Origin of the sequence: Nocardioides mesophilus, assembly GCF_014395785.1 — a bacterium.
Classification (GTDB): Bacteria; Actinomycetota; Actinomycetes; order Propionibacteriales; family Nocardioidaceae; genus Nocardioides_B; species Nocardioides_B mesophilus.
Window position 1 is genome coordinate 2,077,277 of record NZ_CP060713.1, and the last position, 25,993, is coordinate 2,103,269.

Genomic DNA, 25,993 nt, shown 5'->3' on the forward strand with positions numbered 1-25,993 from the left:
GTTGATGGCACCGGAGATGGAGCCGTTCAGCTACTTCGGCGGTGACGAGACCAACGCCTACCAGGTCCAGCACGTCAAGGAGATCCTGCCCAAGGCGACGGACCCGGAGGTGCGCCTCGCCGAGATGGACGCCATGGGCATCGACGTGCAGGCGATCTCGGTGGCTCCGGCGGGCTACTTCTACTGGACCGACCCCGAGCTCGGCCGCGAGCTCGCCCGGATCCAGAACGAGAACCTCGCCAAGATCGTCGCAGACCACCCCGACCGGTTCGTGGCGCTGGCCACCGTCCCGATGCAGGACGTGCGCGCGGCGGTCGAGGAGCTCGAGCGCACCGTGACCGAGCACGACTTCCGCGGTGTCGAGATCAACACGAACGTCATGGGCCTCGACCTGGACGACCCGAGGTTCCGGCCGTTCTTCGCCAAGGCCGAGGAGCTCGACGTGCCGGTGATGCTGCACCCCAACGGGTTCACCGGCGGTGAGCGGCTGCGCAAGTACTACTTGACCAACGTCATCGGCAACCCGCTCGACACCACCGTGGCGCTGACCCGGATCATCCACGGCGGCGTCCTGGAGGACCACCCCGACCTCAAGCTGGTCGCGGTGCACGGCGGCGGCTACCTGCCCTTCTACTCCTCGCGCATGGATCACTCCTACGACCTGCGACCCGAGGGGCGCCACCACATCAGCCGGCCCCGAGCAGCTACCTGAAGCAGGTCTACGTCGACTGCCTGGTGTTCGACTCGCCGCACCTGGAGTTCCTGGTGCAGCAGATGGGTGCCGACCAGGTGGTCGTCGGCACCGACTACCCCTTCGACATGGGTCACTACGACCCGCTCACGCAGATCGACGGAGTCACGACCCTGAGCGACGCCGACCGTGAGGCGATCCGCGGCGGCACTGCCGCCCGGTTGCTGAAGCTCGACCGCTGAGCGGGTATCGCATGCTGGAGGTGGCGGTCGTCGGTCTCGGCTGGTGGGGTCAGAACGTCATCGGCGCGCTCGCGGACAGTGACCTCGTCCGGGTGCGGGTGGGGGTCGATCCCGACCCCCACAGCCGCGAGCGGGTCGAGAGGCATGGGACCAGGACCGTCGCCGACCTCGATGCGGCGCTCGCCGATGCCGGTGTGGACGCCGTGGTGCTGTGCACGCCGCACCGGTTGCACGTCGATCAGATGGTCGCGGCGGCGGCGGCCGGCAAGCACGTGTTCTGCGAGAAGCCGTTCAGCGACTCGGCGTCCGAGGCAGATCGGGCGTTGGAGGCACTCTCCACAGCCGGTGTGCGCGTCGGGATCGGGCACGAGCGGCGCTTCGAGCCGGCGGTGCAGGAGCTGCGGGAACGTGTGCGCAGCGGCGACCTCGGGGTGCCGCTGGTCTTCGAGGGAAACTTCAGCCAGGACAAGTTCCTCGCCCTGCCGCCCGACAACTGGCGGCTCTCGCGCGAGCACGCCCCGGTCGGGCCGCTGTCGGCGACCGGGATCCACCTGGTGGACCTGGCCATCAGCGTGTTCGGCGCCCCCGCCACGGTGTGGGCGCAGCTCGCGACGCGGGCGACAGGCTTCGCCAACGGGGACACGCTGACGATCACGCTCACCTTCGTCGGGGGCGGGACCGCCGTCATCAACGCCGTGCTGACCACCCCCTTCATCGGCCGCGTCTGCGTCGTGGGGTCGCAGGGGTGGATGGAGATCCGGGACCGCAGCCATCCCGAGAGCCCGTCCGGCTGGGACGTCACGACCCATCACCGGGGCGGGACCCCGGAGGTCCGGTTCTTCCCGCCGCACCCGTCCGTGCGGGCGAACCTCGAGGCCTTCGCCCGCAGCGTCCTCGGCGAAGCCGACTATCCGGTCACCCTCGAGGAGATCCGTTCCAACGTGCGGGCGTTCGCCGCGATCACGCGGTCGGTGGAGACCGGCGCGATCGAGACGGTCTGAGCCTCACCCGTCGAGCGGACCCGCGAGTGGGTCCGGGACGAGCCCGACGTCGAGCACGGCGTCGACGGCGCACTGCTCGTCCACGTCGGAGACGTCCCCGCTGACGCCCACCGCGCCGAGCAGGGTGCCGTCGGTGTCGCGCACCAGCACGCCGCCCGGGGCGGGAGCGAAGCGGCCGTCCGCGGCAGCGGCCAGGGTGCCGAAGAACACCGGCTGCTTCTCGGCGCGCTCGGCGAGCGCACGCGAGCTCATGCCCATGCCGACCGCGCCGTACGCCTTGGCCACGGCGATCTGCGGACGCAGGATCCCGGAGCCGTCATCGCGCTTGAGCACCACCAGGTGCCCGCCGGCATCCAGCACCGCGACGGTCAGGGGCGCCGCGTGTCGGCGCCGCCCGTGCCGGAGGGTGGCCTCCGCCAGGCGGTCGGCCGTGGGCAGGTCCAGGGTCGTCACTGTGCACCTCCATCGAGCACGTCGAGCAGGGCGGCCGCGTCGGCGTCGGCGAGCCCGGCCGCGACCGCACGACGGTACAACGGCAAGGTCGCGTCCAGCACCGGCGTCTCGAGCCCTACCGAGGCGGCGAGCTCCTGGACCAGGCCGACGTCCTTGACGAACATCGAGCACCGCGCCGTCGCCGGAAGGTAGTCGCGGCTCACCATCAGCGGACCGCGTTTGTCGAAGATCACCGACCCGCCGGCTCCGTCCCGGACGGTGTCGTAGAGCAGCTGCGGGTCCAGACCGGCGCGCACCCCGAGCGCGAACGCCTCCGCGGCCGAGGCGTTGTGGATCGAGACCAGGAGGTTGGCCACCAGCTTCATCACGGTGCCGGTGCCGAACCCGCCGAGATGGCGCACGGACCGGGAGAGGTCCTCGAGCACCGGACGGACGCTCTCGAAGGCATGCTCGTCGCCGCTTCCGAAGACGACCACGTCGCGCACCTTGGCCTGGGCGCCGGTCCCGCTGAGCGGGCAGTCGAGGAGGACCGCTCCGGAGGCCTCGATCACCTCCCGGCAACGGTGCTTCACCTCGAGCGACAGCGTCGAGGTCTCGACGACCACGAGGCCGGGACGTCCGGCGCCGGCCAGCTCGCCGCACACCTGTTCCGCGGCTTCGGCGGACGGCAGCGAGGTGATCACGCAGTCCATGGCGGTGGCCAGGGCGGCGGGCCCGTCGGCCCGATGGCCGCCGGCTGACTCGAAGGCCCGCACCCGGTCGGCCGACGTGTCGGTGCCGTGGACCTCGTGCCCGCGGGCGAGCAGGTTCTCGGCCATCGCCGATCCCATGATGCCGAGCCCGATGATTCCGACCACGCTCATGTCGCCTGCCTTCTTTATGCACGGTGGATGCTCAGCACCCTAACGGATCCAGCAGCGTGATCGGCACCCCTGAGGGGCAAGAATGTCGGAGTTCGCTCTAGACCGCGGAGCATTGCGTGAATAGCCTATGCAATCTATGCACGCCCCTGACGGGCGCGGAAGGAGCGCAATGTTCACCGCTGACTCAGTGGAGGTGCTCGTCCTGGTGGAGAACCAGGTCGACATGCTCCTCGCCGACCAACACCCCTCGGAGGGGGACCTGCACTGCGTCACCCGCGCCGGTCTCGTGCAGCACTTCGACCCCAAGGAGGTCCCTCCGGTCGCCGAGAACGGCCTGTCCCTCCTGGTGACGGCCCGACGGGGGCGGTACGCCACCCGGGTGCTGTTCGACGTGGGTCTGACCGGCACGGCGCTGGCGCACAACCTGGCCGCGCTCGGCGAGGACCCGTCCACGATCGACCACGTCGTGATCAGTCACGGGCACCCGGACCACTACGGCGGCATCCACCGGTTCCTCGACCTCGTCGGGCACCCCGTCCCGGTGGCCACCCATCCGGACGCGTTCCTGCCCCGCTACGCGGTGATGGGCGACGGACGGACCTCGTCGTTCTACAACGCCGCCTTCAACGCCCCGCAGATCGAGGACGGCGGCGGCCGACTGGTGCTGAACCGGGACGCGATCGACCTCGGCTGGGGGATCACCACCACCGGCGAGATCCCCCGCGAGGTCGCCTTCGAGGGCCCCCGTCCCCCGGCCGCGCCCGGAGCGCCCGGGCTCTACCAGGTGGCTCGTGACGGTCACTACGGCCTCGACGAGGTCTGGGACGAGCAGGGGCTGGTGATCGACGTGGCCGGGGAGGGGTTGGTCGTTCTGACCGGCTGCGCCCACGCCGGAGTGGTCAACACCGTGCGGCAGGCGATGAGGCTCCGGCCGGACCGGCCGGTGCGTGCGGTGATGGGCGGCTTCCACCTGGGCTTCCCGACCACGCCGGGTGAGAACGTGGCGCACACCGTGCGGGCGCTCGGTGACCTCGGCGTCGGCACCATCATGCCGATGCACTGCAGTGGGCTGCGGGCGCACACCGCCTTCTCCACCGAGCTGGCGAACAGCTACGTGCAGCCCGCTGTGGGGACGGTGCTGCGCTTCGGGGCGTGAGCACGGCCGGCTCGGCGGCGGCTAGGCATCGTCGCGCCGGAGGACCAGCTCACAGGCGACGCGGACCTCGGGCTCGTCGAGCGCGAGCCCGGAGACCTCCTCGATCCGGCTGAGCCGATGCCGCAGCGTGGTGACGTGGATGCCGAGCGCTGCGGCGGCGCGGCTGGTGGAGCCGCAGGCGCCCAGGTAGGTGCGCAGGGTCCGGACCAGGTCACCGCCGGCCCGGGCGTCGCGGTCGCGCAGCCGGTCCAGGCCGGACAGGCCGGTGCCGGCGTCGAGCCGGCCGACAACGTCGCGGACCAGGACCCGCGCCTCCACCTCCTCGAAGCGCACCGCCCGGGCGCCGGCCCTCACGTCCAGCACGGCCAGGGCCCCGACCGCCTGGTCGCGGAGCCGGGGCAACGAGCCGAGGCCGATCCCCACGGGGCTGACCGCAGCCTGCAGCGGTGCCAGTGGACCGGCACCCGCGAGCCGCACCACCTCGTGGAGCAGGCGCACCGGAGTCCGGTCCTCGGTGCCTGCGGGGAGCCCGACCACGGCGAGCACGTTCCGCCCCAGCCGGGTGAGCGCCGCGGGGTGACGGAACGCCTCGGCGCAGAGGGTGACGTGGTCGAGGAGCCGCCGCAGGGTCTCGTCCTCGGGCAGGACCGTCCCGCCGGACCGGATCGCCAGCACGGCGAACGCCGCGGATCGGGACAGGCCGAGCTCCGCGGCGGCCGCCACCGCCGGCGCCCGTCCGTCGAGGAGCGCCCGGACCTGCCGTTCGCGGCGGTCCGTCTCGGCCTCGACCTGCTCGAGGTGGCGCAACAGCTGTGACGCCGCTCCGTCGGCAGCGCGGCGCAGGGACACCGGGGCGTCCGCGGGCAGCGGTCGGTCTCCCTCGGCGACCCACACGACCCCCAGCTGTCGGTTGCCGGCGCGGATGGCCGTGATGAGCCGGCGCCTGGCCTGCCAGGGTCCGGCGGCCAGGTCGACCACGTCGCGGCCGGACCGCAGCCGCTCCAGGCTCCCCGTGCTGGCGAGGTGCTCGAGCCACTGCTCCGGGATCCGGCGCCCCAGGATCGCCTCGGCCCGTCCCCGGTCCATCCGGCCGACGAACGCCGAGTAGGCGAGCACCCGGAACGACGCATCCTCCAAGATCACCGGTCCGCCGACGTCCGCGGCGATCTCGTCGGCGAGCGCGAACAGGTCTTCTCCGCGCCGGGGCGGGTCCGGGGCCGCCGGCCCGGCATCGGGTCCAGGGTGGTCGTCGGGGTGGCTCGCCCCCGACCCGTCACGCTCCAGCGCCGCCGCCAGCGCCCGCAGTGTCGGCCACCAGGGTTGACCCGCGGCGAGCCAGAGCAGGCCGAGACCCAGCTCTTCACAGAGCCGGGCCACGGGCTGCCGGTCCCGCTCGTCGTCGGGCGCGCGCAGCAGCACGGCGGCGCACCCGGCGGCCGAGCAGGCGCGCAGCACGGCGCTGTCGCCGGGGGGCGGCAGGGTGATCGCGACCAGGTGGCCCTCGGCCAACGGTGCGGAGGGGTCCCACACCTGGAGCCCGAGCACCCACGCGTCCGTGACGGCGCCGGAGCGATCCGCGCCGGAGCCGTCCTGCACCCCGGGAACGGTCGGGGTCAGGTCGCCCAGCAGGATGCCGGCGCTCACGCGACCACCTCCTGCCTGCTCCTCCGGGCGCTCCGAAAGGAGGATGGCAGACTCCGTCCATGCTCGATGTCGAGCACGCCGAGAGGGCGGGACCGGCCTAGTCTCGGACCTGCCCCGTCACACCGGGGTCCGTGAACGCCGAGCCGACCGAGGAGCCGACCGTGCAGATCGTCGACCTGTCCCAGGACATCTACCAGGGGATGCAGGTATACCCCGGACACCTGAAGACCGTGGTCTTCGACCACGCGTCGCACGAGGACACCGCACCCCGCTTCGAGGGCGGGTTCTCGTTCCAGACCAAGGGCTTCATGATCAACGACAACGGGCCGACCCACGTCGACTCCTTCTCCCACCTCGACCCGGACCCCACCGCCCAGACCATCGACCAGATGTCGCTGGACCTCTTCTACGGTCCCGCGGTCTGCCTCGACGTCTCCCACGTGGGTGCGGGAGAGGACATCACCGCCGAGCACCTGGAGGCCGCGGAGCAGGCCGTCGAGGTGAAGGTCGAGCGCGGCGACATCCTGCTGCTGCACACCGGCACGCACGGCCGCTATGCCGGCACCCGGCAGTACCTCACTGACTTTCCCGGACTGGGCGAGACCGGCAGCCAGTGGATCTACGAGCGGGGCGTCAAGACGTTCGGGGTGGACAGCCCCACGCCGGACAACCCCACCAGCAAGAGCTACCCCTGCCACATGATGTGCCGGGCCCACCACATCACCCACTACGAGAACCTCACCAACCTCGACCAGCTCGTCGGGCGTCGGTTCACCTTCGCCGGCTTCCCGCTCAAGGTGATCGGTGCGCACGGCGGTCCGACGCGTGCCGTCGCGCTCCTCGACGGGGAGACCGCGTGAGCGAGGCCGCCGACCCGGTCCCCTCACCGGGGACCGGGTCCGTGGTCGGACCGTCCTGGTGACCGGCGCCGGCAACGGCCTGGGCCGGGCGATCAGCCTCGCGCTCGTGGCGCGCGGCGCCCGGGTCGTGCTGGTCGCCCGGACCCGCTCCCACCTCGAGGCCGTGGCCGCCGAGGCCGCCGGACTCCCCGGATCGACCCGGGTGGCGACCGCCGACGTCGCCGATCCCGTGAGCGTGGCAGCGCTCGCGGAGGAGCTGGCCGACGAGACGGTCGAGGTGCTGGTCAACAACGCCGGTGTGCCGGGTCCCGTCGCGCCGCTGCTGGAGATCTCCCCGGAGGAGTGGGACGACGTCTTCGCGGTGAACGTGCGGGGGATGTTCTTGATGTGCCGGGCCTTCATCCCGCAGATGGTGGCGCGGGGCGCGGGCGACGTGATCAACCTGGCGTCGGTGAGCGGCAAGCGGCCGCTGACCCGGCGGACGCCGTACGCCGCGTCGAAGATGGCCGTGATCGGTCTGACCACCACGCTCGCCTTCGAGGTGGGGCCGCAGGGGGTGGCCGTCAACTCGCTCTCGCCCGGACCGGTCGATGGTCCCCGGATGGCTCGCAACTTCGAGCTCGAGGCCAAGCGCACCGGCACGACGTACGCCGAGGCGGAGGAGGCCTACGTCGCGCGCGCCGCGCTGCACCGGATGCTCACCGAGGACGAGGTCGCGGCCGCCGTGATCGCGATGCTGCACATGCCGGGGCTCTGCGCCGCCGACATCGACCTCTCGGCGGGCATGGTCGCCCGTTGACCCGGCGGGGCTCACCGGAGCGCGGAGCCCGGCCCGGGCAGGAAGCGGCCGTGGCGCTCGCGGGTGGGCACCCCGTCCTCAGCGACGAGACGACCCCGCAGGTAGGTCTGCACCGCGCGGCCGGTGACCTCGCGCCCGGCGAAGGGCGTCCAGCCCGCCTTGGACAGCACGTCCTCGTCGCGCAGCACCCGCCGGGCCGTCGGGTCCACCAGGACCAGGTCGGCGTCGGCCCCGGCGCCCACGCGGCCCTTGCGCGGCCAGAGCCCGTAGGTGCGCGCGGGGACCTCGGCGTACACGCGCACGACGTCCTCGTAGCTGAGGTGTCCGCGGGCGACCGCGTCGAGCAGCAGGGCCATCGTGCTGTCGAGGCCGGGGAGCCCGAAGTGCACGTTCCACATGTCACCGGCCCGCTTCTGCTCCAGGGTCGACGGTGCGTGGTCGCTCGAGATGTGGCTCAGCGCGCCGGAGCGGAGCAGCCGCCACATCTGTGCCTCGTCCTCGTCGGTGCGGGCACGGGCCGGTGGCGTGAACTTCCGCAGCGCACCGTGCTCGTGCACCTCGTCCTCGCGCAGCAGGAAGTACTGCGGGCAGCCCTCCGCGGCCAGGGTGCCGCCCGCCGCGCGCTCGCGACGGACCAGCTCGGCCACCTCCGGGTGGCTGACGTGGGCGATGGTGGCCCGGGCGCCGGTACGCCGGACCAGCAGCGCCGCGACCGATGCCGCGACGACCTCGGCGTCCCGGTCGCGCCAGTCCAGCAGCAGCCCGTTGTCGCGGCGGCTCTCGGCGCGCAGCAGCTCCTCGGCCGACCGGGTGATCGACTCGTCCTCGCAGTGGATCAGGCTGGCAGCTCCTGCCATCGCGGTGGCGCGCAGGTGGGTGCGCAGCGCGGCGGCGTCGTGGCCGGGCACGCCGTGCGTGGTGCAGGTGAAGACCTTGAAGAACGTGACGCCGGCGCGCCACAGCTCGCTGACGTCGGCGGCATGACCGGGCCACGCGTGCGCGGCCAGGGCGAAGTCGACCTCGGAGCGGTCCTGGAGGTACTCCCGCTTGCCGGCGAGGTCGTCCACCGTGCGCACCGGGGTCCCGTGGCTGTGCTCGACGATCGTGGTCACCCCGGACGCGGCCGCGGCTGCCGTGCCGGTGGGGAAGTCCTCCCGGTCGGTGCTGCCCGGATCCATCAGGTGCACGTGCGTATCGATGCCTCCGGGCAGGACCAGCAGACCTCCGGCGTCGACCGTCCGGGCGGCCTTCGGGAGGTCCTGCCCCACGGCCACCACGACCCCGTCGTGCACCCCGACGTCGAGCCGCCTGCTGCCGGTCGAGGTGACGACCGTCCCTCCCCTGATCGCCAGGTCCAGCTCGCTCATCGACGCGTTCCCTTCTCTCGTCTTGTCGTTCGATCCGTCCATCCGACCCAGGAGGCACCCCTGTGAGGCGTTCCCGCATCAGCATCGGCTCCACCGGAGGCACCATCACGATGACCGCCCAGGCCGGCCCGGGGGAGTGCTTCCCTCGCTGGGCGCCGCGGACCTGGTGGCGGCCGTGCCCGGTCTCGCCGACGTCGCGGAGGTGGAGGCCAGCACCCTCGCCACCGTGCCGTCGGCCCACCTGCAGCCCTCGGACGTCTTGGCCTTCGGGCGGTGGGCAGCCGGTGCCGTCGAGACGTCGGCCGGGGCCGTGCTCGTGCAGGGCACGGACACCATCGAGGAGACGGCCTACCTGCTGGACCTTGTGTGGGACCGGCCCGAGCCGCTGGTGGTGACCGGCGCGATGCGCCCGGCGACCGCCGCGGGCGCGGACGGCCCGGCGAACCTGCTCGCGGCTGCGGTGGTGGCGGCCAGCCCGGACGCCCGGGGCCGAGGGGTGCTGGTCGTGCTCGACGACGACGTCCACGCGGCGGCGCGGGTCCGGAAGCGGGACTCGACGGCGCTGCACGCCTTCGCCTCCGAGCCCTTCGGTCTGGTCGGCCGCGTGCTGGAGCGGCGGGTTCACTTCGTGGCGCCTCCGTCGCGGCACCCCTCCCTGCCGCCGCCGCTCGACGGCGCCCACCCGCGGGTGGCGCTGCTCGAGACCCATCTGGGCGATCGCGGCGAGCTGCTCCGGCTGGTGGCCGGGGACGGGTACGACGCGGTGGTGGTCGCCGGCTTCGGGGTCGGCCACCTCTCGGCCGCGATGGCCGAGGTCGTCGAGGAGGTGGCCACCCGGATGCCCGTGGTGCTGGCGTCGCGCACCGGGCGCGGTCCGGTCCTGCGCTCGACGTACGGGTTCCCGGGCTCCGAGCAGGACCTGATCGCCCGCGGAGCCCTCCCGGCGGGCTGGCTGGACGCCCGCAAGGCGCGCCTGCTGGTCTGGGCGCTGCTCGCCGCCGGCGCCGGTCCCGAGGAGTTGCGCGCCACCCTCGAGGAGCGGGGCGCCACGCCCGGCCCGTCCTGAGCTCACAGGCGGCCGCCGGTGTGGGCGAGGATCTCGCGGACGCGTTGCTTGGCCAGCTCGGTGTAGCGCATGACCCCGGCGGAGGCGGCGGCTGCGTCGCGACGCTCGAGCCCTTCCGTGATCTGGCGCTGGGCGTCGATGAAGTCCTGCGAGGTGACCGGCGTGGAGCCGAAGCTGCGGGTCATCACGGTCTTGATGCTGAGGCTGCCGAACGCCGCAGTCAGGGCAGGGTTGCCGGCCAGCGAGACGAGGTGCTCGTGGAAGGCGTAGTTGGCGTCGAGGTAGCTGTCGAAGTCGAGGAACCGCTCGCCGACCAGGAGCGCCGCCATCTGCTCGAACCGGCGGCGCAGCTCGGCCAGCTGCTCGACGTCGAGGTGGTGCGCGGTCAGCGCGATCACTCCGAGCTCGATGGCGGAGCGCGCGTCGAAGGTGGCGTCGGAGGTGGTCACGTCGAACGGCGTGATCACGTAGCCACGGGACGGGTCGCGCTGCACGAGCCCGTCGGCGGCGAGCCGGGTCAGGGCGTAGAAGGCGGACGCGGCGTCCACGCCCAGCTCGTGGGCCAGGTCGTCCAGGTGCAGGACCGCACCCGCGGCGTACTGACGCTCGAGCACCTGCGTCCGCGCCCGTCGGTAGACCGCGTCGTCGCGGGCGAACTCGAACCGGCCGAACCCGCCGCGGAAGTAGGTCAGCGGCTGGCCCTGGCCGGCGGAGGCGGACAGGACCCGGCCCACGAAGATGCTGTGCGTCCCTCCGGTGATCTCCTCGACCACCTCGCACTCGATGTGCGCGAGCGCCTCGGCGAGCAGAGGCAGGTCGTGCTCGCCGGCGGTGAGGCCGACGCCGCGGAACTTGTCCTCGCTGGGGACGGCGAACTGCTGGGCGAGGTGGGCGTGCTCCTGGCCGAGCACGTTGACGGCATACCTGCCCGACTCGGAGACCGCGTGCGCCGTCGGGGCGGCGCGGTTGAGACAGGCCAGCATCATCGGCGGGTCCAGGGAGAGCGAGGTGACCGAGCTCGCCGTCATCCCGTGCGGTCCGGTGGCGGTCCGGGTCGTGACGACGGTGACGCCACTGGCCAGGTGGCCCACCACGTGACGGAAGTGCTGCCCGTCGAGCGCGGAGCTCACCGAGTTGCTGCTCATCCGTGGACCTCCGGGCGCGGCGTACGTGTGGGGCGACCCCCTCAGTGAACCGTCCGGCACGCGGCAGCGTGGATGGCGCCGGACGTCATGGTGGCCGTGCCCCGCTCACGGGTCCGGCCACTGGACGCCGGTCGCTCGGCGGTCAGGTGCGGGAGCCGTCGTCCCGGAGCAGGTAGCGCAGCACCACGTCGTGGGAGGACACCAGATGCACCCGGGTGAGCTCGGCGGCGAGCCGGGCGTCCTGGTCGCGCACCGCGGCGAGGATCTGCCGGTGCTCGTCCTGCAGGTGCGCGACGTCGCCGACGACGTCGAGGTGGAAGTAGACGTACCTGTCGGTCAGCCGGCGGAGGTGGTCGACCAGCGCGATCGTGCGTGGCCTCCCGGCCAGGGAGTAGACGACGGCGTGGAAGGCGGCGTTGGTCGCGATCCAGTCCGAGGGTGAGGTCGCGGGGTCCTCCATCACCCCGAGCAGGTGCACCATCCGCGCCACCTCGGCGCGGCCGACCCGCGGGACGGCGAGCCGCGTGGCCAGCGGCTCGACGGCCTCCCGCAGCTCGTAGAGCTCCTGGAGGTCCTCGATCGAGAGCGGGGTGACGACCGCGCTCGTGCCCTGAAGGTCGACCAGTCCATCGGTCGCGAGCAGCTGGAGGGCGTCGCGGACGGGGATCCGGCTGACGCCGTACTCGGCGGCGATGGCGGTCTGGGACAAGCTGGAGCCGGGGGCCAGGGCCCCGCTGACGACGCGCTCCCTCAGTCCCTGGGCGACCCGCCCGGCCGCTGAGTCCCGGTTCACGGCTCCAGTGTCCCCGACCGGGTCGGGCTAGCCCTCACCGCGTCGCATCGAGCCGACCACCAGCCGGTCGATGCTGACGTCGAGGGCGGCATCGTCGCCGACCTCGGCGAACACACGCAGCATGTCGCGGATGTCGGCGTGCACCCGCGGGCTGCGGGCCCGCAACGCCGCGATCCGGTCGTCCACCTCGGCGACGAGCTCCTCGGGGGAGCCGGCCGTGGCGTTGACCAGTCCGAGCTCGACGGCCCGGGCCGCGCTCACGGCCTCACCGGTCGCGGTGAGCCAGAAGGCCTCCCGCTCGCCGACGACCCGCGGCAACCAGGCCAGGACCAGCGCCGGGGCGAGCCCGATGCCCACCTCCGGGAAGGAGAAGCGGGCCGAGGACACGGCGACCGAGACGTTGCACGCGGCCACCAGCCCGACGCCGAACCCGGCGGCGTCGCCCTGCACCTCGCAGACCGTCACCAGCCGGGTGCGCCGCAGCGCGCGCATCACGTCGACGAGCACCTGGGACTCGGCGCGCAGCTCGGCGGCCGTCGCGCCCTCACGCTCGCGGCCCAGGCAGAAGGCCTCGCCGACGGCCCGCAGCCGGAGGACGTGCACGCCCTCGGCCGGGCTCTCCAGCAGGGAGACCAGGCGCTTGCACAGGTCGATCGTGAAGAGGTTGCCCGGAGGGCGGTTCACCTCCACCAGCACCACACCGTCGACGGGGTCGTGGATCGTCATTCCGCTCATCAGTTCAACCTCCCGGTTGCTTGTCCGCCGTACCAGTCGACGTCGTCGGTCGCCGTGCGGATCGTCACCGCACGCACGTGGGTGAACTCGTGGAACGACTCCCAGCCGCCCTCGCGGCCGACTCCGCTGTCCTTCAGACCGCCCCAGGGTGAGGAGGGGTCGAGGCGGTGGTGGTCGTTGACCCAGACCATGCCGGCCTCCAGCCGGTGGGCCACCCGGTGGGCGCGGGCCACGTCACGGGTCCAGATCGCCGATCCGAGCGCGAACGGCGAGTCGTTCGCGATGGCGACGGCCTCGTCCTCGTCGCCGAACGGGATCACCACCACGACCGGCCCGAAGATCTCCTCCCGGGCGACAGCCATGTCGTTGGTGACGTCGGCGAGGACCGTGGGCTGCACGAAGTAGCCGTCCTCGAAGCCCTCGACCTGGGCGGTGGCACCGCCGGTGACCAGCCGGGCGCCGTCCTCGACGCCCTGCTGCACGCAGGAGAGGATCCGCTGCCGCGCCCGCTGGGAGATCACCGGGCCCACCTGGGTGGAGGCCTCGGCGGGGTCGCCGATCCGGATCCCTCTGGCGATGTCGGCCAGCGACTCGACGAATGGCTCGTAGATGTCGCGGTGCACGATCAGCCGGCTGCCGGCGATGCAGGTCTGGCCGGCGCCGATGAAGCCGGCGAACGCGGCGCCGCGGGCCGCGACGTCCACCGGGGTGTCCGGGAAGACCAGCACCGGCGACTTGCCGCCAAGCTCGAGCGTCGAGCGCGCGAACCGGCGGGCGGTGGCGACGGCGATCGAGCGTCCGGGCTCGGTCCCGCCGGTGAACGTGACCTTGCGGACCAGCTCGTGCTCGGTCAGGGCGGCACCGGCGGTCGGTCCGAGCCCGTTGACCACGTTGAGGACGCCGGCCGGGATCCCCGCCTCGTGGGCGATGTCGGCGAGCAGCATCGCGGTGAGGGGGGTCTGCTCGGACGGCTTGAGCACCACGGAGTTGCCGGTCGCCAGAGCGGGGGCCAGTGCCTTCGAGGCGATCATCATCGGATGGTTGAACGAAGCCAGGATCGCCACCACGCCCAGCGGCATCCGGCTCGTGTAGGAGTGGTAGTCACCTCGCATCGGCACGACGGCGTCGCGGTCCGCCAGCAGCAGCGACGCGTTGTAGCGGTACCACTCCGAGAGGCGGCTGATCTGGGCCTTCGTCTCGGTGATCGGCCGGCCGTTGTTGGCCGTCTCCAACCGGTAGAGGTCTTCCATCCGGTGCTCGATGCCGTCGGCGAACCGGTGGATCAGCGCCGCGCGCTCGTGGATCGGCATCGCGCTCCAGACGCCCGACCTGAACGCGGCGTCCGCGACGCGCACCGCCCGGTCGATGTCGGCGAGGTCGGCGTTCTCCGCCACGGCGAGCACCGCCCCGGTCGCGGGGTTCCGCACCTCGAGGCGCGGCGCGCCGCCCGGCACGATCTCGCCCCCGATGCGCAGCCCGGTGGGCAGCGGGCCGGAGGGCAGGTCGAGCGACGGCGATGATTCGGAGACGGTCACGCTCTCCGCCTTTCGTATACGGAAGGAGTCAAACGTATACAGCAAGGCGGTGGTCGTCAACAGCGGGCCGACGGGGGGCGGCGCGCGTGGAGGTCAGGGGCGGGCGGTGAGCCGGGCTGCGCGCCGGTCCTGCAGCAGCGCGAGCGCGTTGAGCGCGCCCCAGCCGAACGTGACGCCCAGCACCTTCGTGCGGGTCTGCTCGTCCTCGGCCCGGGCGGCGAGCAGCAGGCCGTCGGAGACGTCGCAGGCGATCCGGATCAGCATCGCGGTGGTCACCGTGCGCGGCGAGCGGCCGAGCAGCCCGAGCGCGCTGACGGTCAGGTCGCGCGCGCCGTAGGTCCGGGCCAGCAGGTCGAAGCCGGCCTGCTCCGGCTCGTTGTCGGTCAGCGCCCGGCCGAGGTGACGGGGGTCGGCCAGGGCGTAGACGCCGTACGAGGCGGTGGCTGCGGACATCAGGCGACTCCAGGTGAACGTCATGCACCAGTCCTACCCGGGAATCGTGCGTGAGTACCGCCGGTTGGGGGAAGGGAAGACAAAGCACCCCAGACGAAGGAGAAGCATGACGGTCCCGACCATCACCTTGAACAACGGCGTGGAGATCCCCCAGCTCGGCTTCGGGGTCTTCCAGATCGACCCCTCCGAGACCCGCGAGGCGACGTTGACCGCCTTCGAGGTGGGCTACCGGCACATCGACACCGCGCAGATGTACGGCAACGAGAAGGGCGTCGGCGAGGCCGTCCGGGAGTCGGGCCTCGACCGTGGTGAGGTCTTCGTCACCAGCAAGCTCAACAACGGCTTCCACGCCTACGACGACGCCCTCGCGGCGTTCGACCGGTCGCTGGAGGAGCTCGGCTTCGACTACCTCGACCTGTTCCTCGTGCACTGGCCGCTGCCCGGCGTCGGCGACTTCGTCGAGACCTGGACCGCGATGGAGAAGATCTACGAGTCCGGCCGCGCCAAGGCGATCGGTGTCTCGAACTTCCAGCCGCACCACCTGAACCGGCTCGCGAACGAGACCACCGTCACGCCCGCGGTGAACCAGATCGAGGTGCACCCCTACCTCGCCAACGACACCGTCCGCGCCTACGACAGCGAGCACGGCATCGCCACCGAGGCCTGGTCGCCGATCGCCCAGGGCAGGGTGCTCGACGACCCGACCATCGTCCGGATCGCCGGGAACCTCGGCAGGACCCCGGCGCAGGTGACCCTCCGCTGGCACCTGCAGCGCGGCGACATCGTCTTCCCCAAGTCGGTCACGCGCAGCCGTGTCCAGGAGAACTTCGAGGTCTTCGACTTCGAGCTCTCCGGGACCGACATGGCCGACATCACCGGGCTGGACCGCGAAGAGCGCACCGGGCCGGACCCGGACACCTTCAACTACATCCCCTCCTGACCTGATGGCCGCCACGCCCCGCCTCGTCGTGCTGGACGTCAACGAGACGCTCTCGGACCTCGGTCCGCTGCGCGACCGCTTCGAGGACGTCGGCGCGCCGGGGACGCTGGCGGCCACCTGGTTCGCCGGGGTCCTGCGGGACGGGTTCGCGCTGACCGCCGTCGGGCAGCAGGCCGACTTCGCCGCCCTCGGTACGGCGGGGCTCCGCACGCTGCTGGACCCGGCGGTGCTGGACCGGCCGCTGGGCGCAGCGGTCGAGCACGTGATGTCCGGCTTCTCGAGCCTGCCGGTCCACGCCGACGTCGGTCCGGGCCTGCGGGCGCTGGCCGACGCCGGCATCCGGTTGGTGACGCTGAGCAACGGCTCGGCCGCGGTCGGGCGGTCGCTGCTTGAGCGGGCCGGCCTCGACCACCTGGTCGAGGCATGCCTCTCAGTCGACGACGCGGGGATCTGGAAGCCGCATGCCCGGGCCTACCGCTACGCCCTCGACCACTGCGGTGTCGCGGCCGCCGAGGCGATGCTGGTCGCGGTGCACCCGTGGGACGTCGACGGGGCGCACCGGGCCGGGCTGCGGACCGGCTGGGTGGACCGCGCCGGAGGCGACTACCCGGCGCTTTTCAGCCGGCCCGACGTCACCGGCCGCGACCTCGTGGACCTGGCCGCCCGGCTGCACTGACGTCGTACGTCGACGGAAGCGGGCGCGGTTGACGCCACCCCTGCCGGAGTCGGCCGGCGCTAGCATCCGGAGATGGGGACCGACGCAGCTGCGGACGAGAACGACCCGGAGGTGCTCGGCGTCGATCCGATGACCGTGCAGGGCATCCGGGGGGCACTCCGCGCGCTGCCGGCGCCGCTGCGCGGTGCCGTCATCGGGGCAGTCGTCCTCGGCGTGACCGGTGGGCTGGTCGGGCTGGTTCTCGGCCTGAGGGCCTACGCGCCGACCGCCTGGGCCGCGGTCCTCGAGGTGGGCGTGCCGGCGGCGTGCCTCGGGGCCGTGCTCGGCCTGGTCGTCGGCTCGCTCGTCGGCGGCCGGCACCGGGCTCGCGGCCGCTGAGAGGCTGGCGGCGGCGCCGGTCGGCGCGGGTGGCTGTGCGTCAGCGGACGACGACGCGCGTGCCGCCCCCGGCGAAGTCCCACAGCCGGGCGGCGAGCCGACGGCTCAGCCGGATGCAGCCGTGCGACTCCTGCAGGTCGGTGCCGAGCATCCAGTCCGGGTGGATCTGGGTGCCGCCTGCCTTGGAGACCGGCACCCGGTGGAAGCCGACCCCGCAGGGCGCGAAGCGGGTGAAGTACGGCAGCCACAGGCTGCCGCCCAGGTCGCTGTTCATCCGGATCTTCGCCGCGCGCCCGCAGGCGCTGCCCACGGCGTACCGGCCCGCGTCCAGGACACCGGGGTTGTCGACCATGCCCCCTTCGGCGACCACGCGGTTCTTGGCGTCGACCAGCCACACGTAGTTCTGGTGCTGGCTGATGACCACCCGACGGCCGGTGCCGGACCGGACCACCGGGCGGCGGTCGCAGGGGACCTGCTGGTCGGCGTAGAGCCGCTGGCGGGTGGCCTGGCTCAGGGTGCCGCTCTGGGAGAGGTCGTTGGCGGCCTGGAAGCGGGTGAGGGCGGCCCGGGTGTGGGTCCCGATGCGGCCGTCGACGGGGCCGGCGTCGCAGCCGAGATCGTTGAGCCTGAGCTGGGCCCGCTCGGCACTGGTCGTCGCGGTGGCCGAGCCCCTGACCCAGCTCCCGGCCGGGCCGGCCGCCGGCCCCGGCACCGAGGTCTCCGCCCCGGTCACGGAGGGCGCGCGCCCGGGGGCCGCGGCGGCCTGCGCCGGGACGAGCGGCGCGGCGAGCAGGGCGGCGGCCGCGGCGACCAGCAGGCGGAGCGGACGGTTCACCAGGGGTCTCCCATCAGGACGACACGGACGCCGCTCCCATGACGAGGGCCGGCGGGCCGCCGGCGCCTCTCCCGGGAAGGAGCCACTCTCCTGGCATTCTCACGCGAGAAGCAGCCGGAGCGCCACGGTCGGCCGCGGGCGGTCAGGCCAGCGAGGCGGCCGCGCTCGCGAGCCGAGTGATCTCCGCCCAGTCGCCGCGGCGTACGGCGTCCGCCGGGGTGATCCACGAGCCGCCGACGCAGCCGACGTTCGGCAGCTCCAGGTAGGAACCCGCCGTCGCCGCGGTGATGCCGCCGGTCGGGCAGAACCGGGCCTGCGGCACCGGGGCGGCGACCGACTTCAGGAAGTCGGCGCCGCCCGAGGCCACCGCCGGGAACAGCTTGAGGTCGCTGTGGCCGAGCTCCAGCAGCCGCAGCACCTCCGAGACGGTGGCCGCGCCGGGCAGGAACGGCAGCCCGGTGTCCTGCATCGCCGCGGCCAGGGTTGTGGTGGTGCCGGGGGAGACCAGGAACTGCGCGCCGGCGTCCGCGGCCTCCTGGGCCTGTGCGGGGGCGACGATCGTCCCGGCGCCGACCAGGATCTCCGGCACCTCCGCGGCGATCGCCCGGACCGCGTCCAGGGCGGCCGGGGTGCGCAGGGTCAGCTCGATCACCGGCAGCCCGCCCTCGACCAGGGCCCGGGCCAGCGGCACGGCGTCCGCGGCGTCGTGCAGGACGACCACCGGGATCACCGGGACGCGGTCGAGCAGCGAGTCACTCATCGATGTCCTCCTGGGTGGCGGGCGCGGCGGGCGCGGTGGGGCCGAAGACGCTGGCGCCCTGGTCGGCCGGGCCGACCGCGGCGCGGAACGACGCGAACAGCTCGCGGCCGGTGCCGGCCACCGGGCTGTCGTCGGGACAGGCGGCCTCGCGCGCCTCGAGCTCGTAGTCGGCGACGTGCAGCTCGAGGATCCCGGCGTCGGCGTCCAGCGTGACGAGGTCGCCGTCCCGGACCCGGGCGAGCGGGCCGCCCACCGCGGCCTCGGGGGTGAGGTGGATCGCGGCCGGGACCTTGCCGGAGGCCCCGGACATCCGGCCGTCGGTGACCAGGGCGACCCGCTGACCGCGGTCCTGGAGCACCCCGAGCGCCGGGGTCAGCTTGTGCAGCTCGGGCATGCCGTTGGCGGCCGGCCCCTGGAAACGCAGCACCGCGACGAAGTCGCCCTCGAGCACGCCGTCCGCGAACGCGGTGAGGAAGTCGTTCTGGTCGTCGAAGACCCGCACGGGCGCCTTGACCTGCCGGTGCTCGGGCTTGACCGCGGAGGTCTTGATCACCGAGCGGCCGAGGTTGCCCTCGAGCATCCGCAGGCCACCGTCGGGGGAGAACGGCGCGTCCGCGCCGCGCAGCACCTCGGTGTCATGGCTGGCCTTGGGCCCCTCCTCCCAGGTGACGCCGGCACCGTCGAGCCGCGCCTCGCTGGTGTAGCGCCACAAGCCGTGGCCCGCCGCGGTCTTCACGTCGTCGTGCAGCAGCCCCGCCTTGAGCAGCGAGTGCACGGTGAACGCCAGCCCGCCGGCGGCGTGGAAGTGGTTCACGTCGGCCTTGCCGTTCGGGTAGACCCGGGCCAGCAGCGGAACCACCGCGGAGAGGTCGGAGAGGTCGTCCCAGGTGAGGGTGATCCCCGCGGCCCGGGCGATCGCGACCAGGTGCAGCGTGTGGTTGGTGGAGCCGCCGGTGGACAGCAGCGCCACGCAGCCGTTGACGATCGCCTTCTCGTCGACGACCTCGCCGACCGGCGTGTACTCCTCGCCGAACGACGTCAGGTCGACGACCCGGGAGCCGGCGGCGGCGGTCAGGGCGTCGCGCAGCGGCGTGCCGGGGTTGACGAAGCTGGCGCCGGGCAGGTGCAGCCCCATGACCTCCATCAGCATCTGGTTGGAGTTCGCGGTGCCGTAGAACGTGCAGGTGCCGGCCGAGTGGTACGACGCGGCCTCCGCCTCGAGGAGCTCCTCGCGGCCGACCTCGCCGGCGGCGTACGCCTGCCGGATCCGGGCCTTCTCGTCGTTGGGCAGGCCGCTGGTCATCGGGCCGGCGGGCACGAAGATGGTCGGCAGGTGGCCGAAGGAGAGCGCGCCGATCAGCATGCCCGGCACGATCTTGTCGCAGACGCCGAGCATCAACGCGGCGTCGAACATGTCGTGGGAGAGCGCGATCGCGGTCGACATGGCGATCACGTCGCGGCTGAACAGCGAGAGCTGCATGCCGTCCCGGCCCTGGGTGATCCCGTCGCACATCGCGGGCACACCGCCGGCGAACTGCGCGAGGCCGCCGGCGCGGAGCACGGACTGCTTGAGCCGCGCGGGGAAGCTCTCGAACGGCTGGTGCGCGGAGAGCATGTCGTTGTAGGCCGACACGATCGCCACGTTGGGCTTGGTGTGCCGGCGCAGCGCGGCTTTGTCGGCCGGGTTCGAGGCGGCGAAGCCGTGGGCGAGGTTGGCGCAGGCGAGCCGGCCGCGGGCCGGCCCCTTGTCAGCCGCGGCGCGGATCCGGGCGAGATAGCCCTCGCGCTCGGGCCGGCTGCGTTCGGTGACACGGCGGGTGACCGCGTCGACCACCGGGTGCAGGGAAGGGGACATCACAGACTGCTCTCGTGCCAGGAGCGACCGTCGCGCTCGATGAGGGTGGTCGCGGCGCTGGGACCACTGGTGCCGGCGGGGTAGGGACGGGGGTGGTGGCGCGGGTCGGTCCAGGCCTGCAGGATCGGCTCGGTCCACTCCCAGGCGGCCTCGACCTCGTCGCGGCGCATGAACAGCGTCGGGTTGCCCCGGACCACGTCCATCAGCAGCCGCTCGTAGGCGTCGGGCGAGGAGGTCTGGAAGGCCTGCGCGTAGTTGAGGTCGAGCGAGACCGGTCGCAACCGGATGCCGCCGGGGCCCGGCTCCTTCGCGGTCAGGTGCAGCCGCATGCCCTCGTCGGGCTGGAGCCGGATCACCAGCCGGTTCGGCTCCTCGGTGCCCTCGCTGCCGGGGAACATCGGGTGCGGCACGTTCTTGAACGTCACCACGATCTCCGAGCAGCGCCGGTCCATGCGCTTGCCGGTGCGCAGGTAGAACGGGACGCCGGCCCAGCGCCAGTTGTCGACGTGGGCCTTGATCGCGGCGAAGGTCTCGGTGCGGCTCTCCGGGAGGCCGACCTCCTCGACGTACGACGCGCCGGCCGCGCCGTCGACCAGGCCGGCGGCGTACTGCCCGGCGACGGTCAACGCGGTGACGTCCGCGCCGGTGATCGGCCGGAGCGCGCGCAGCACCTTGAGCTTCTCGTCGCGCACGTCCTCACGGTTGACGTACGTCGGCGGCTCCATGGCCACCAGGCAGAGCAGCTGCAGCAGGTGGTTCTGCACCATGTCGCGCAGGGCGCCGGAGCCGTCGTAGTACTCCCCGCGGCCGGCGACGCCCAGGGACTCCGCGACGGTGATCTGGACGTGGTCGATCCAGTGCGCGTTCCAGATCGGCTCGAGGAAGACGTTGGCGAAGCGCGTCACCAGCAGGTTCTGGACGCTCTCCTTGCCGAGGTAGTGGTCGATCCGGAAGATCTGCCGCTCCTCGAAGACCGCGCCCACGGCGTCGTGGATCGCCTCCGCGGAGGCGAGGTCGGTGCCGAGCGGCTTCTCGAGCACCACGCGCGAGTGCTCGCTGACCAGGCCCTGCTCGTGCAGCCGGTGGGAGACGGGACCGAACAGCGAGGGCGCGCAGGCCAGGTAGAAGACCCGGATGCGCTCGGGGTCGCAGCCGAGCAGCTCGACGACCGGGGGCCAGTCGGCGGGCTCGTCGAAGTCGAGGCTGATGTGGTGCAGCCGCTCGAGGAAGCGGTCGACGGAGCGCTCCTCGTGGGCGGAGGAGTCGACGAACCGGGCGAGCTCGCCGCGCACCTTGGCGCGGAAGCCCTGGTCGTCGAGGCCGGCCCGGGACAGCGCGACGACCCGGGTGTCGTCGGTGAGCTGGCCGGCCCGGTCGCGGAGGTAGAGGGAGGGTAGGAGCTTGCGCATCGCCAGGTCACCGGTGCCGCCGAGGACGACGAAGTCGCACGGGCTCACGGGCTGGGGAGCGGTGGTGGGTCGGGGGGTCACGAGCTTCTCCAGGTGCGGCCAGGTGCGGAAGGTGTGCCGAGGGTCGGATCGCGACCGCGTCGGGCACTGAGTGGTCCACGCTAGGGGACCTTCTGTGCTCTGGCAAGCACCACTTAGGTATGTTGGAAAGCATAAGATCTCCTTCACCTGCCCTTCACGCGGCGGATTGGTTGAATGACCCGATGAGCTCCCCTCCGTACGCCGGTACGCCGCCGGTCGTGGCCGGCCCCGGCGACCTGCTGGACCTGATCCGGTCCGGCCGGGCCGGCACCCGCGCCGACCTGCGCCGGCTCACCGGGCTGTCCCGCACCGCGGTGTCCGCCCGGCTCGACGCCCTGGCCGGCCTTGGGCTCGTCCAGGAGGGCGGGACCGCGGAGTCCACCGGCGGCCGGCCCCCCGCCCGGCTCTCGTTCCACCGGCAGGCCGGGGTGGTGCTCGCCGTGGCGATCGGCCGGAGCCGGGTCCAGCTCGCCGTCTGCGACCTCAGCGGCGCGGTGCTCGCCGCCGCCGACGTCGACCAGGAGGTGGGAGCCGGCCCGGACCAGGTGATGCCCCGGGTGGTGGCGGTGCTCCGCGACCTGCTCGACGAGGCCGGCCGCGGGGCCGGCGACGTCCGGGCCTTCGGGGTCAGCATCCCCGGCACGGTGGACCGCGACCGCGGCGTGAGCCACGACTCCCAGCTGATGACGGGCTGGGACGGCGTACCGCTCTCGCGCTGGCTCACCGACCTGGCCGCGGCACCGGTGCTGGTCGACAACGACGCCGCCGTGCTGGCCCTCTCCGAGCAGGTCGACGGCCAGGAGGGGCGGGAGAACCTGCTGGCCCTCAAGGTCTCCACCGGTCTGGGGGCCGGGATCGTCGCGGACGGACGGCTGGTGCGCGGCGGTCGCGGGGCCGCCGGCGAGATCGGTCACGTGAAGACCGTCGCCGCCGAGGGACGGACCTGCCGCTGCGGCGAGGTCGGCTGCCTGGAGGCCGTCGCCGGGGGCTGGGCGCTGGTCGAGGCGATGCGCGAGCAGGGCCGCGAGGTCGGCCACATCCGGGACCTGGTGGCGCTGGCCGTCGAGGGGGACGCGGAGGCCCGCCGGCTGATCCGGGAGAGCGGCCGCCGCTACGGCGAGGTGCTCGGTGCAGTGGTGACGATCCTGAACCCCGACGTGCTGGTCATCGGCGGCGACGTGCTGCCGGCCTACGAGACGTTCGTGGCGGGGATGCGCGAGACGGTCTACGCCCAGGGCACCGCGCTGGCCACCAAGGACCTGCGGATCGAGCCGGCGCGGCACGGCGAGCAGGCCGGGCTGGTGGGCTGTGCCGCGATGGCGCTCGAGGAGATCCTCAACCCCCGCGCCGTGGACCTCGCCGTCTCCCGGGCGGACTGAGCCCTTCACTCCGCCGACCCGCTGGGTCGGTCTCCTTCCCGACGGCGCTCCCCGCGGGTAGCGTCGAGGGGGTGCGGATGTTCGTGGCGCTGCCGCTCTCCGAGGCGGCGGTCGAGCACCTCCAGGAGTTCCTGGCCCCGCGCCAGGAGGCCGGCGCCGACCTGCGTTGGACCGTGACCGAGCAGTGGCACCTGACGCTGGCGTTCCTGCCCGACGTCGCCGATCGGCACCTCGACGAGCTCGAGGAGCGGCTGACCCGGGCGGCGCGCCGCCGTACCGCGGTCGAGGTGGCGCTCGCCGGAGGCGGTGCCTTCCCCGGCCCGTCGCGCGGGCGGGTGCTCTTCGCCGCCGTCGACGCGGGGGAGCGGACCGGGAGCCGGGCCGAGGAGCTGCGCCGGATGGCGACCGGGGCGCGGGCCGCCGCCGTGAAGTCCGGCATCGAGGTCGAGGGCGCCCGGTTCCACCCGCACGTCACGCTGGCCCGGGCCAGGCGTCCGACCGAGATGACCCGCTGGATCCGGGTGCTGGAGGGCTACCGCGGACCCACCTGGTGCACCGAGCGCCTGGTGCTGGTCGAGTCCCACCTGGGGGAGGGGCCGCGGCGGCGTCCCCGCTACGAGATCCGGGCGGACTTCCCGCTGGGGGCCGGCGCCGAAACGCGGGCGTAACCCCGCCGTGAGACGGTCTGACCGATAGGGTCCGGACCAGGACGACCCTCGTGCTGTGAAGGGAATGGGTGGCATGCCGTTCTTGCTCCGTGTGGAGCTGCCGGACGTGCCCGGTTCGCTGGGTCGGGTGGCGACCGCGATCGGTGAGGCCGGCGGTGACATCGAGGCCATCGAGATCGTCGAGCACCGTCGCGACGGCACCGCGGTCGACGACGTGCTCCTCGAGACCGCGCCCGGGATCATGCCCGACTCGATCGTCTCGGCCTGCAACCAGCTCGACGGGGTGCAGGTGGTCTGGATCTCGCGGTACGCCGCCGGCGGCAACCTGTTCCTGGACCTCGAGGCCGTCGAGCAGCTGACCGAGTCGCCGGCCACGGCGCTCGACGAGCTCGTCGACCTGCTGCCGATCACGTTCCGCGCGGACTGGGCCATGCGGCTGCGGGCCGACGGCACCGGGGCGACCGTGCTGCACCGCACCTCCGCGGCCCCCGAGGTCGTGGTCGGGCTTCCGCAGTGGTTCGAGCTGGCGCAGGCCGCGCGCCTGGACCTGCCGCATGAGTGGACCCACCTCGACGGCACGCTGCTGGCCGGGGCACCGCTCGGCGACGACGCGCTGGTTCTGTTCGGCCGCCGCGGCGGTCCCGACGTGCTGGACTCCGAGCTGGCCCGGCTGCAGCACCTCGCCGCCCTGGCCGTCTCGATCGCCCGCGCCGGCTGAGCCGGACCGCCGGGCACCGGGCCGGCGCGACGGGATGGGTCAGCGCGGCTCGGCGACGAAGACCGGGATCTCCCGGTCGGTCCGGCGCTGGTAGTCGGCGTAGTTGGGGAAGGCCGCGACCGCGCGCTCCCACCACTGCGCCTTCTCCTCGCCGGTCACGAGACGGACGGTCATGTCCTGGCGGACCGGACCGTCCTGGAGCTCGATCAGCGGGTGCGCCACCAGGTTGTGGTACCAGGTCGGGTGCTTCGGCGCACCGCCCTGGGAGGCCACCAGGGCGTAGGCACCGTCGTGCTCGACCCGCATCAACGGGGTCTTGCGGATCTTCCCGCTGCGGGCACCGAGCGAGGTCACCACCACCACGGGCAACCCGGTGTCGCGCAGCGTCGTGCCCGCGGTGCCACCGGAGCTCTCGTAGAGCTCGACCTGGTCGCGGACCCACTGCTCGGAGCTGGGGACGTACTCACCGGTGAGAGGCATAGCAGGACAACGACCTCCGGGCCCGGCTTGTTCCGCCTCTCGCCTAGATTGAGCGCCATGTCCGACGACTCCGCCACCGCCCGGCCCGTGTCCGAGACCTTCGACCCCGCCGCCTGGCGGCAGGTCCCGGGCTTCGAGGACCTGACCGACCTGACCTACCACCGGGCGGTCGAGCACGGCACCGTGCGGATCGCCTTCGACCGGCCCGAGGTCCGCAACGCGTTCCGGCCGCACACGGTCGACGAGCTGCTCCGGGTCCTCGAGCACGCGCGGACGACGAGCGACGTCGGCTGCGTGATCCTCACCGGCAACGGGCCCTCGGCCAAGGACGGCGGCTGGGCGTTCTGCTCGGGCGGGGACCAGCGGATCCGCGGCCGCGCCGGCTACCAGTACGCCGACGGTGAGACCGCGGACACGGTGGACAAGGCGAAGCTCGGCCGGCTGCACATCCTGGAGTGCCAGCGGCTGATCCGGTTCATGCCCAAGGTGGTGCTGTGCGTGGTGCCCGGCTGGGCGGCGGGCGGCGGCCACTCGCTGCACGTGGTCTCGGACCTGACGATCGCCTCCCGCGAGCACGCCCGGTTCAAGCAGACCGACGCCGACGTCGGCTCCTTCGACGGCGGGTTCGGCTCTGCGTACCTCGCCCGCCAGGTCGGCCAGAAGTTCGCCCGGGAGATCTTCTTCCTCGGTGACGAGTACACCGCGGAGGAGGCGCACCGGATGGGCATGGTGAACGCGGTCGTGGACCACGCCGACCTCGAGCGCACGGCGCTGGAGTGGGGCCGCAAGATCAACGGCAAGTCACCGACCGCGCAGCGGATGCTGAAGTACTCCTTCAACCTGATCGACGACGGGCTCGTCGGCCAGCAGCTCTTCGCCGGCGAGACGACCCGGCTCGCCTACATGACCGACGAGGCAGTCGAGGGGCGCGACGCGTTCCTGGAGAAGCGCGAGCCCGACTGGTCCGAGTTCCCCTGGTACTACTGACGGACGCTCGGACGCGTCCACACC

Annotated in this window: 27 protein-coding genes and 1 pseudogene; 14 read left to right on the forward strand and 14 right to left on the reverse strand. The window is 73.0% G+C overall.

The genetic code is table 11. The features are described 5' to 3' along the window. Positions 1–4 precede the first annotated feature (4 nt). From H9L09_RS09855 to H9L09_RS09865, 3 genes and pseudogenes are all read left to right on the forward strand, one after another. Complete coding sequence (locus H9L09_RS09855; RefSeq protein WP_425491727.1) at positions 5–712, forward strand: amidohydrolase family protein; 708 nt, start codon at positions 5–7, stop codon at positions 710–712. After that, positions 694–933 (forward strand): annotated as a pseudogene (locus H9L09_RS22435) (amidohydrolase family protein); the annotation flags it as partial. The gene H9L09_RS09855 and the pseudogene H9L09_RS22435, both read left to right, overlap by 19 nt. An 11-nt stretch (positions 934–944) precedes the next feature. Next, on the forward strand, positions 945–1,934 hold the full coding sequence (locus tag H9L09_RS09865) for a Gfo/Idh/MocA family protein (protein WP_187580417.1): 990 nt from the start codon (positions 945–947) through the stop codon (positions 1,932–1,934). Positions 1,935–1,937: 3 nt separating this feature from the next. Here the strand turns inward: H9L09_RS09865 and H9L09_RS09870 are convergent, their stop codons facing one another. Further along, positions 1,938–2,387, reverse strand: a complete 450-nt coding sequence (locus H9L09_RS09870) for a GlcG/HbpS family heme-binding protein (RefSeq protein ID WP_187580418.1) — start codon at positions 2,385–2,387, stop codon at positions 1,938–1,940. Next, positions 2,384–3,250 carry an NAD(P)-dependent oxidoreductase gene (locus tag H9L09_RS09875; RefSeq protein ID WP_187580419.1) on the reverse strand — a complete coding sequence of 289 codons (867 nt, stop codon included), beginning with the start codon at positions 3,248–3,250 and terminating at the stop codon, positions 2,384–2,386. Before H9L09_RS09875 ends, H9L09_RS09870 begins: the two co-directional genes overlap by 4 nt. 169 nt (positions 3,251–3,419) lie before the next feature. On the opposite strand from H9L09_RS09875, the gene H9L09_RS09880 reads away from it, so the two are divergent. Further along, positions 3,420–4,406 (forward strand): MBL fold metallo-hydrolase, encoded by a 987-nt coding sequence (locus H9L09_RS09880; protein ID WP_187580420.1) that lies wholly within the window; start codon positions 3,420–3,422, stop codon positions 4,404–4,406. 21 nt (positions 4,407–4,427) lie between these two features. Here H9L09_RS09880 and H9L09_RS09885 read toward each other — a convergent pair whose 3' ends face one another. Continuing rightward, the gene (locus H9L09_RS09885; protein ID WP_187580421.1) at positions 4,428–6,050 is read right to left on the reverse strand and encodes a helix-turn-helix domain-containing protein; all 1,623 of its coding nucleotides are present in this window, start codon (positions 6,048–6,050) and stop codon (positions 4,428–4,430) included. 131 nt (positions 6,051–6,181) lie between these two features. Here H9L09_RS09885 and H9L09_RS09890 point away from each other — a divergent pair, with 131 nt between their 5' ends. Both H9L09_RS09890 and H9L09_RS09895 read left to right on the forward strand, forming a co-directional pair. Then, a complete protein-coding gene (locus H9L09_RS09890) occupies positions 6,182–6,910 on the forward strand; it encodes a cyclase family protein (RefSeq protein WP_187580422.1) in 729 nt (242 codons plus the stop codon). Positions 6,911–6,968: 58 nt separating this feature from the next. Then, the gene (locus H9L09_RS09895; protein WP_223164282.1) at positions 6,969–7,709 is read left to right on the forward strand and encodes an SDR family NAD(P)-dependent oxidoreductase; all 741 of its coding nucleotides are present in this window, start codon (positions 6,969–6,971) and stop codon (positions 7,707–7,709) included. Positions 7,710–7,720: 11 nt separating this feature from the next. Here the strand turns inward: H9L09_RS09895 and H9L09_RS09900 are convergent, their stop codons facing one another. After that, the gene (locus tag H9L09_RS09900) at positions 7,721–9,076 is read right to left on the reverse strand and encodes a dihydroorotase (RefSeq protein ID WP_187580423.1); all 1,356 of its coding nucleotides are present in this window, start codon (positions 9,074–9,076) and stop codon (positions 7,721–7,723) included. Positions 9,077–9,212: 136 nt separating this feature from the next. Here H9L09_RS09900 and H9L09_RS09905 point away from each other — a divergent pair, with 136 nt between their 5' ends. Further along, positions 9,213–10,142, forward strand: a complete 930-nt coding sequence (locus H9L09_RS09905) for an asparaginase (RefSeq protein ID WP_223164283.1) — start codon at positions 9,213–9,215, stop codon at positions 10,140–10,142. Between the two features lie 2 nt (positions 10,143–10,144). Here H9L09_RS09905 and H9L09_RS09910 read toward each other — a convergent pair whose 3' ends face one another. The 5 genes from H9L09_RS09910 to H9L09_RS09930 form a co-directional block, all read right to left on the reverse strand. After that, positions 10,145–11,287 (reverse strand): flavin reductase, encoded by a 1,143-nt coding sequence (locus H9L09_RS09910; protein WP_187580424.1) that lies wholly within the window; start codon positions 11,285–11,287, stop codon positions 10,145–10,147. Positions 11,288–11,429: 142 nt separating this feature from the next. After that, the gene (locus H9L09_RS09915; protein WP_187580425.1) at positions 11,430–12,080 is read right to left on the reverse strand and encodes a GntR family transcriptional regulator; all 651 of its coding nucleotides are present in this window, start codon (positions 12,078–12,080) and stop codon (positions 11,430–11,432) included. 27 nt (positions 12,081–12,107) lie between these two features. Beyond that, complete coding sequence (locus H9L09_RS09920) at positions 12,108–12,815, reverse strand: enoyl-CoA hydratase/isomerase family protein (protein WP_223164284.1); 708 nt, start codon at positions 12,813–12,815, stop codon at positions 12,108–12,110. Continuing rightward, complete coding sequence (locus H9L09_RS09925) at positions 12,815–14,350, reverse strand: aldehyde dehydrogenase (protein ID WP_223164285.1); 1,536 nt, start codon at positions 14,348–14,350, stop codon at positions 12,815–12,817. The genes H9L09_RS09920 and H9L09_RS09925 overlap by 1 nt, the downstream gene beginning before the upstream one ends. A 93-nt stretch (positions 14,351–14,443) precedes the next feature. Then, positions 14,444–14,827: a hypothetical protein gene (locus tag H9L09_RS09930; RefSeq protein WP_187580426.1), complete on the reverse strand. Its 384-nt coding sequence runs from the start codon at positions 14,825–14,827 to the stop codon at positions 14,444–14,446. An 82-nt stretch (positions 14,828–14,909) separates the two neighbouring features. On the opposite strand from H9L09_RS09930, the gene H9L09_RS09935 reads away from it, so the two are divergent. The 3 genes from H9L09_RS09935 (at position 14,910) to H9L09_RS09945 (ending at position 16,797) form a co-directional block, all read left to right on the forward strand. Then, positions 14,910–15,743 carry an aldo/keto reductase gene (locus tag H9L09_RS09935; protein ID WP_187580427.1) on the forward strand — a complete coding sequence of 278 codons (834 nt, stop codon included), beginning with the start codon at positions 14,910–14,912 and terminating at the stop codon, positions 15,741–15,743. A 4-nt stretch (positions 15,744–15,747) separates the two neighbouring features. Further along, positions 15,748–16,419, forward strand: coding sequence for a haloacid dehalogenase type II (locus H9L09_RS09940; protein WP_187580428.1), 672 nt, complete (start codon positions 15,748–15,750; stop codon positions 16,417–16,419). Positions 16,420–16,491: 72 nt separating this feature from the next. Further along, positions 16,492–16,797, forward strand: a complete 306-nt coding sequence (locus tag H9L09_RS09945) for a hypothetical protein (protein ID WP_187580429.1) — start codon at positions 16,492–16,494, stop codon at positions 16,795–16,797. A gap of 40 nt (positions 16,798–16,837) precedes the next feature. Here H9L09_RS09945 and H9L09_RS21595 read toward each other — a convergent pair whose 3' ends face one another. From H9L09_RS21595 to zwf, 4 genes are all read right to left on the reverse strand, one after another. After that, positions 16,838–17,632: a L,D-transpeptidase family protein gene (locus tag H9L09_RS21595; protein ID WP_223164286.1), complete on the reverse strand. Its 795-nt coding sequence runs from the start codon at positions 17,630–17,632 to the stop codon at positions 16,838–16,840. A 142-nt stretch (positions 17,633–17,774) separates the two neighbouring features. Then, positions 17,775–18,392, reverse strand: a complete 618-nt coding sequence (gene eda, locus H9L09_RS09955) for a bifunctional 4-hydroxy-2-oxoglutarate aldolase/2-dehydro-3-deoxy-phosphogluconate aldolase (RefSeq protein ID WP_187580430.1) — start codon at positions 18,390–18,392, stop codon at positions 17,775–17,777. After that, positions 18,385–20,247, reverse strand: coding sequence for a phosphogluconate dehydratase (gene edd, locus H9L09_RS09960; RefSeq protein ID WP_187580431.1), 1,863 nt, complete (start codon positions 20,245–20,247; stop codon positions 18,385–18,387). The genes eda and edd overlap by 8 nt, the downstream gene beginning before the upstream one ends. Continuing rightward, on the reverse strand, positions 20,247–21,737 hold the full coding sequence (gene zwf, locus H9L09_RS09965) for a glucose-6-phosphate dehydrogenase (protein ID WP_187580432.1): 1,491 nt from the start codon (positions 21,735–21,737) through the stop codon (positions 20,247–20,249). The genes edd and zwf overlap by 1 nt, the downstream gene beginning before the upstream one ends. Before the next feature lie 182 nt (positions 21,738–21,919). Between zwf and H9L09_RS09970 the strand changes: the two genes are divergently transcribed. The 3 genes from H9L09_RS09970 (at position 21,920) to H9L09_RS09980 (ending at position 24,502) form a co-directional block, all read left to right on the forward strand. Then, entirely contained in the window at positions 21,920–23,116 is a 1,197-nt protein-coding gene (locus H9L09_RS09970) for an ROK family protein (RefSeq protein ID WP_187580433.1), read from the forward strand. 77 nt (positions 23,117–23,193) lie between these two features. Further along, positions 23,194–23,784: an RNA 2',3'-cyclic phosphodiesterase gene (gene thpR / locus H9L09_RS09975; protein WP_246456495.1), complete on the forward strand. Its 591-nt coding sequence runs from the start codon at positions 23,194–23,196 to the stop codon at positions 23,782–23,784. Positions 23,785–23,857: 73 nt separating this feature from the next. Next, positions 23,858–24,502 (forward strand): ACT domain-containing protein, encoded by a 645-nt coding sequence (locus tag H9L09_RS09980; protein ID WP_187580435.1) that lies wholly within the window; start codon positions 23,858–23,860, stop codon positions 24,500–24,502. A gap of 39 nt (positions 24,503–24,541) precedes the next feature. Here the strand turns inward: H9L09_RS09980 and H9L09_RS09985 are convergent, their stop codons facing one another. Further along, entirely contained in the window at positions 24,542–24,982 is a 441-nt protein-coding gene (locus H9L09_RS09985; protein WP_187580436.1) for a nitroreductase family deazaflavin-dependent oxidoreductase, read from the reverse strand. A gap of 57 nt (positions 24,983–25,039) precedes the next feature. On the opposite strand from H9L09_RS09985, the gene H9L09_RS09990 reads away from it, so the two are divergent. Continuing rightward, a complete protein-coding gene (locus H9L09_RS09990; protein ID WP_187580437.1) occupies positions 25,040–25,969 on the forward strand; it encodes a 1,4-dihydroxy-2-naphthoyl-CoA synthase in 930 nt (309 codons plus the stop codon). Positions 25,970–25,993 lie beyond the last annotated feature (24 nt).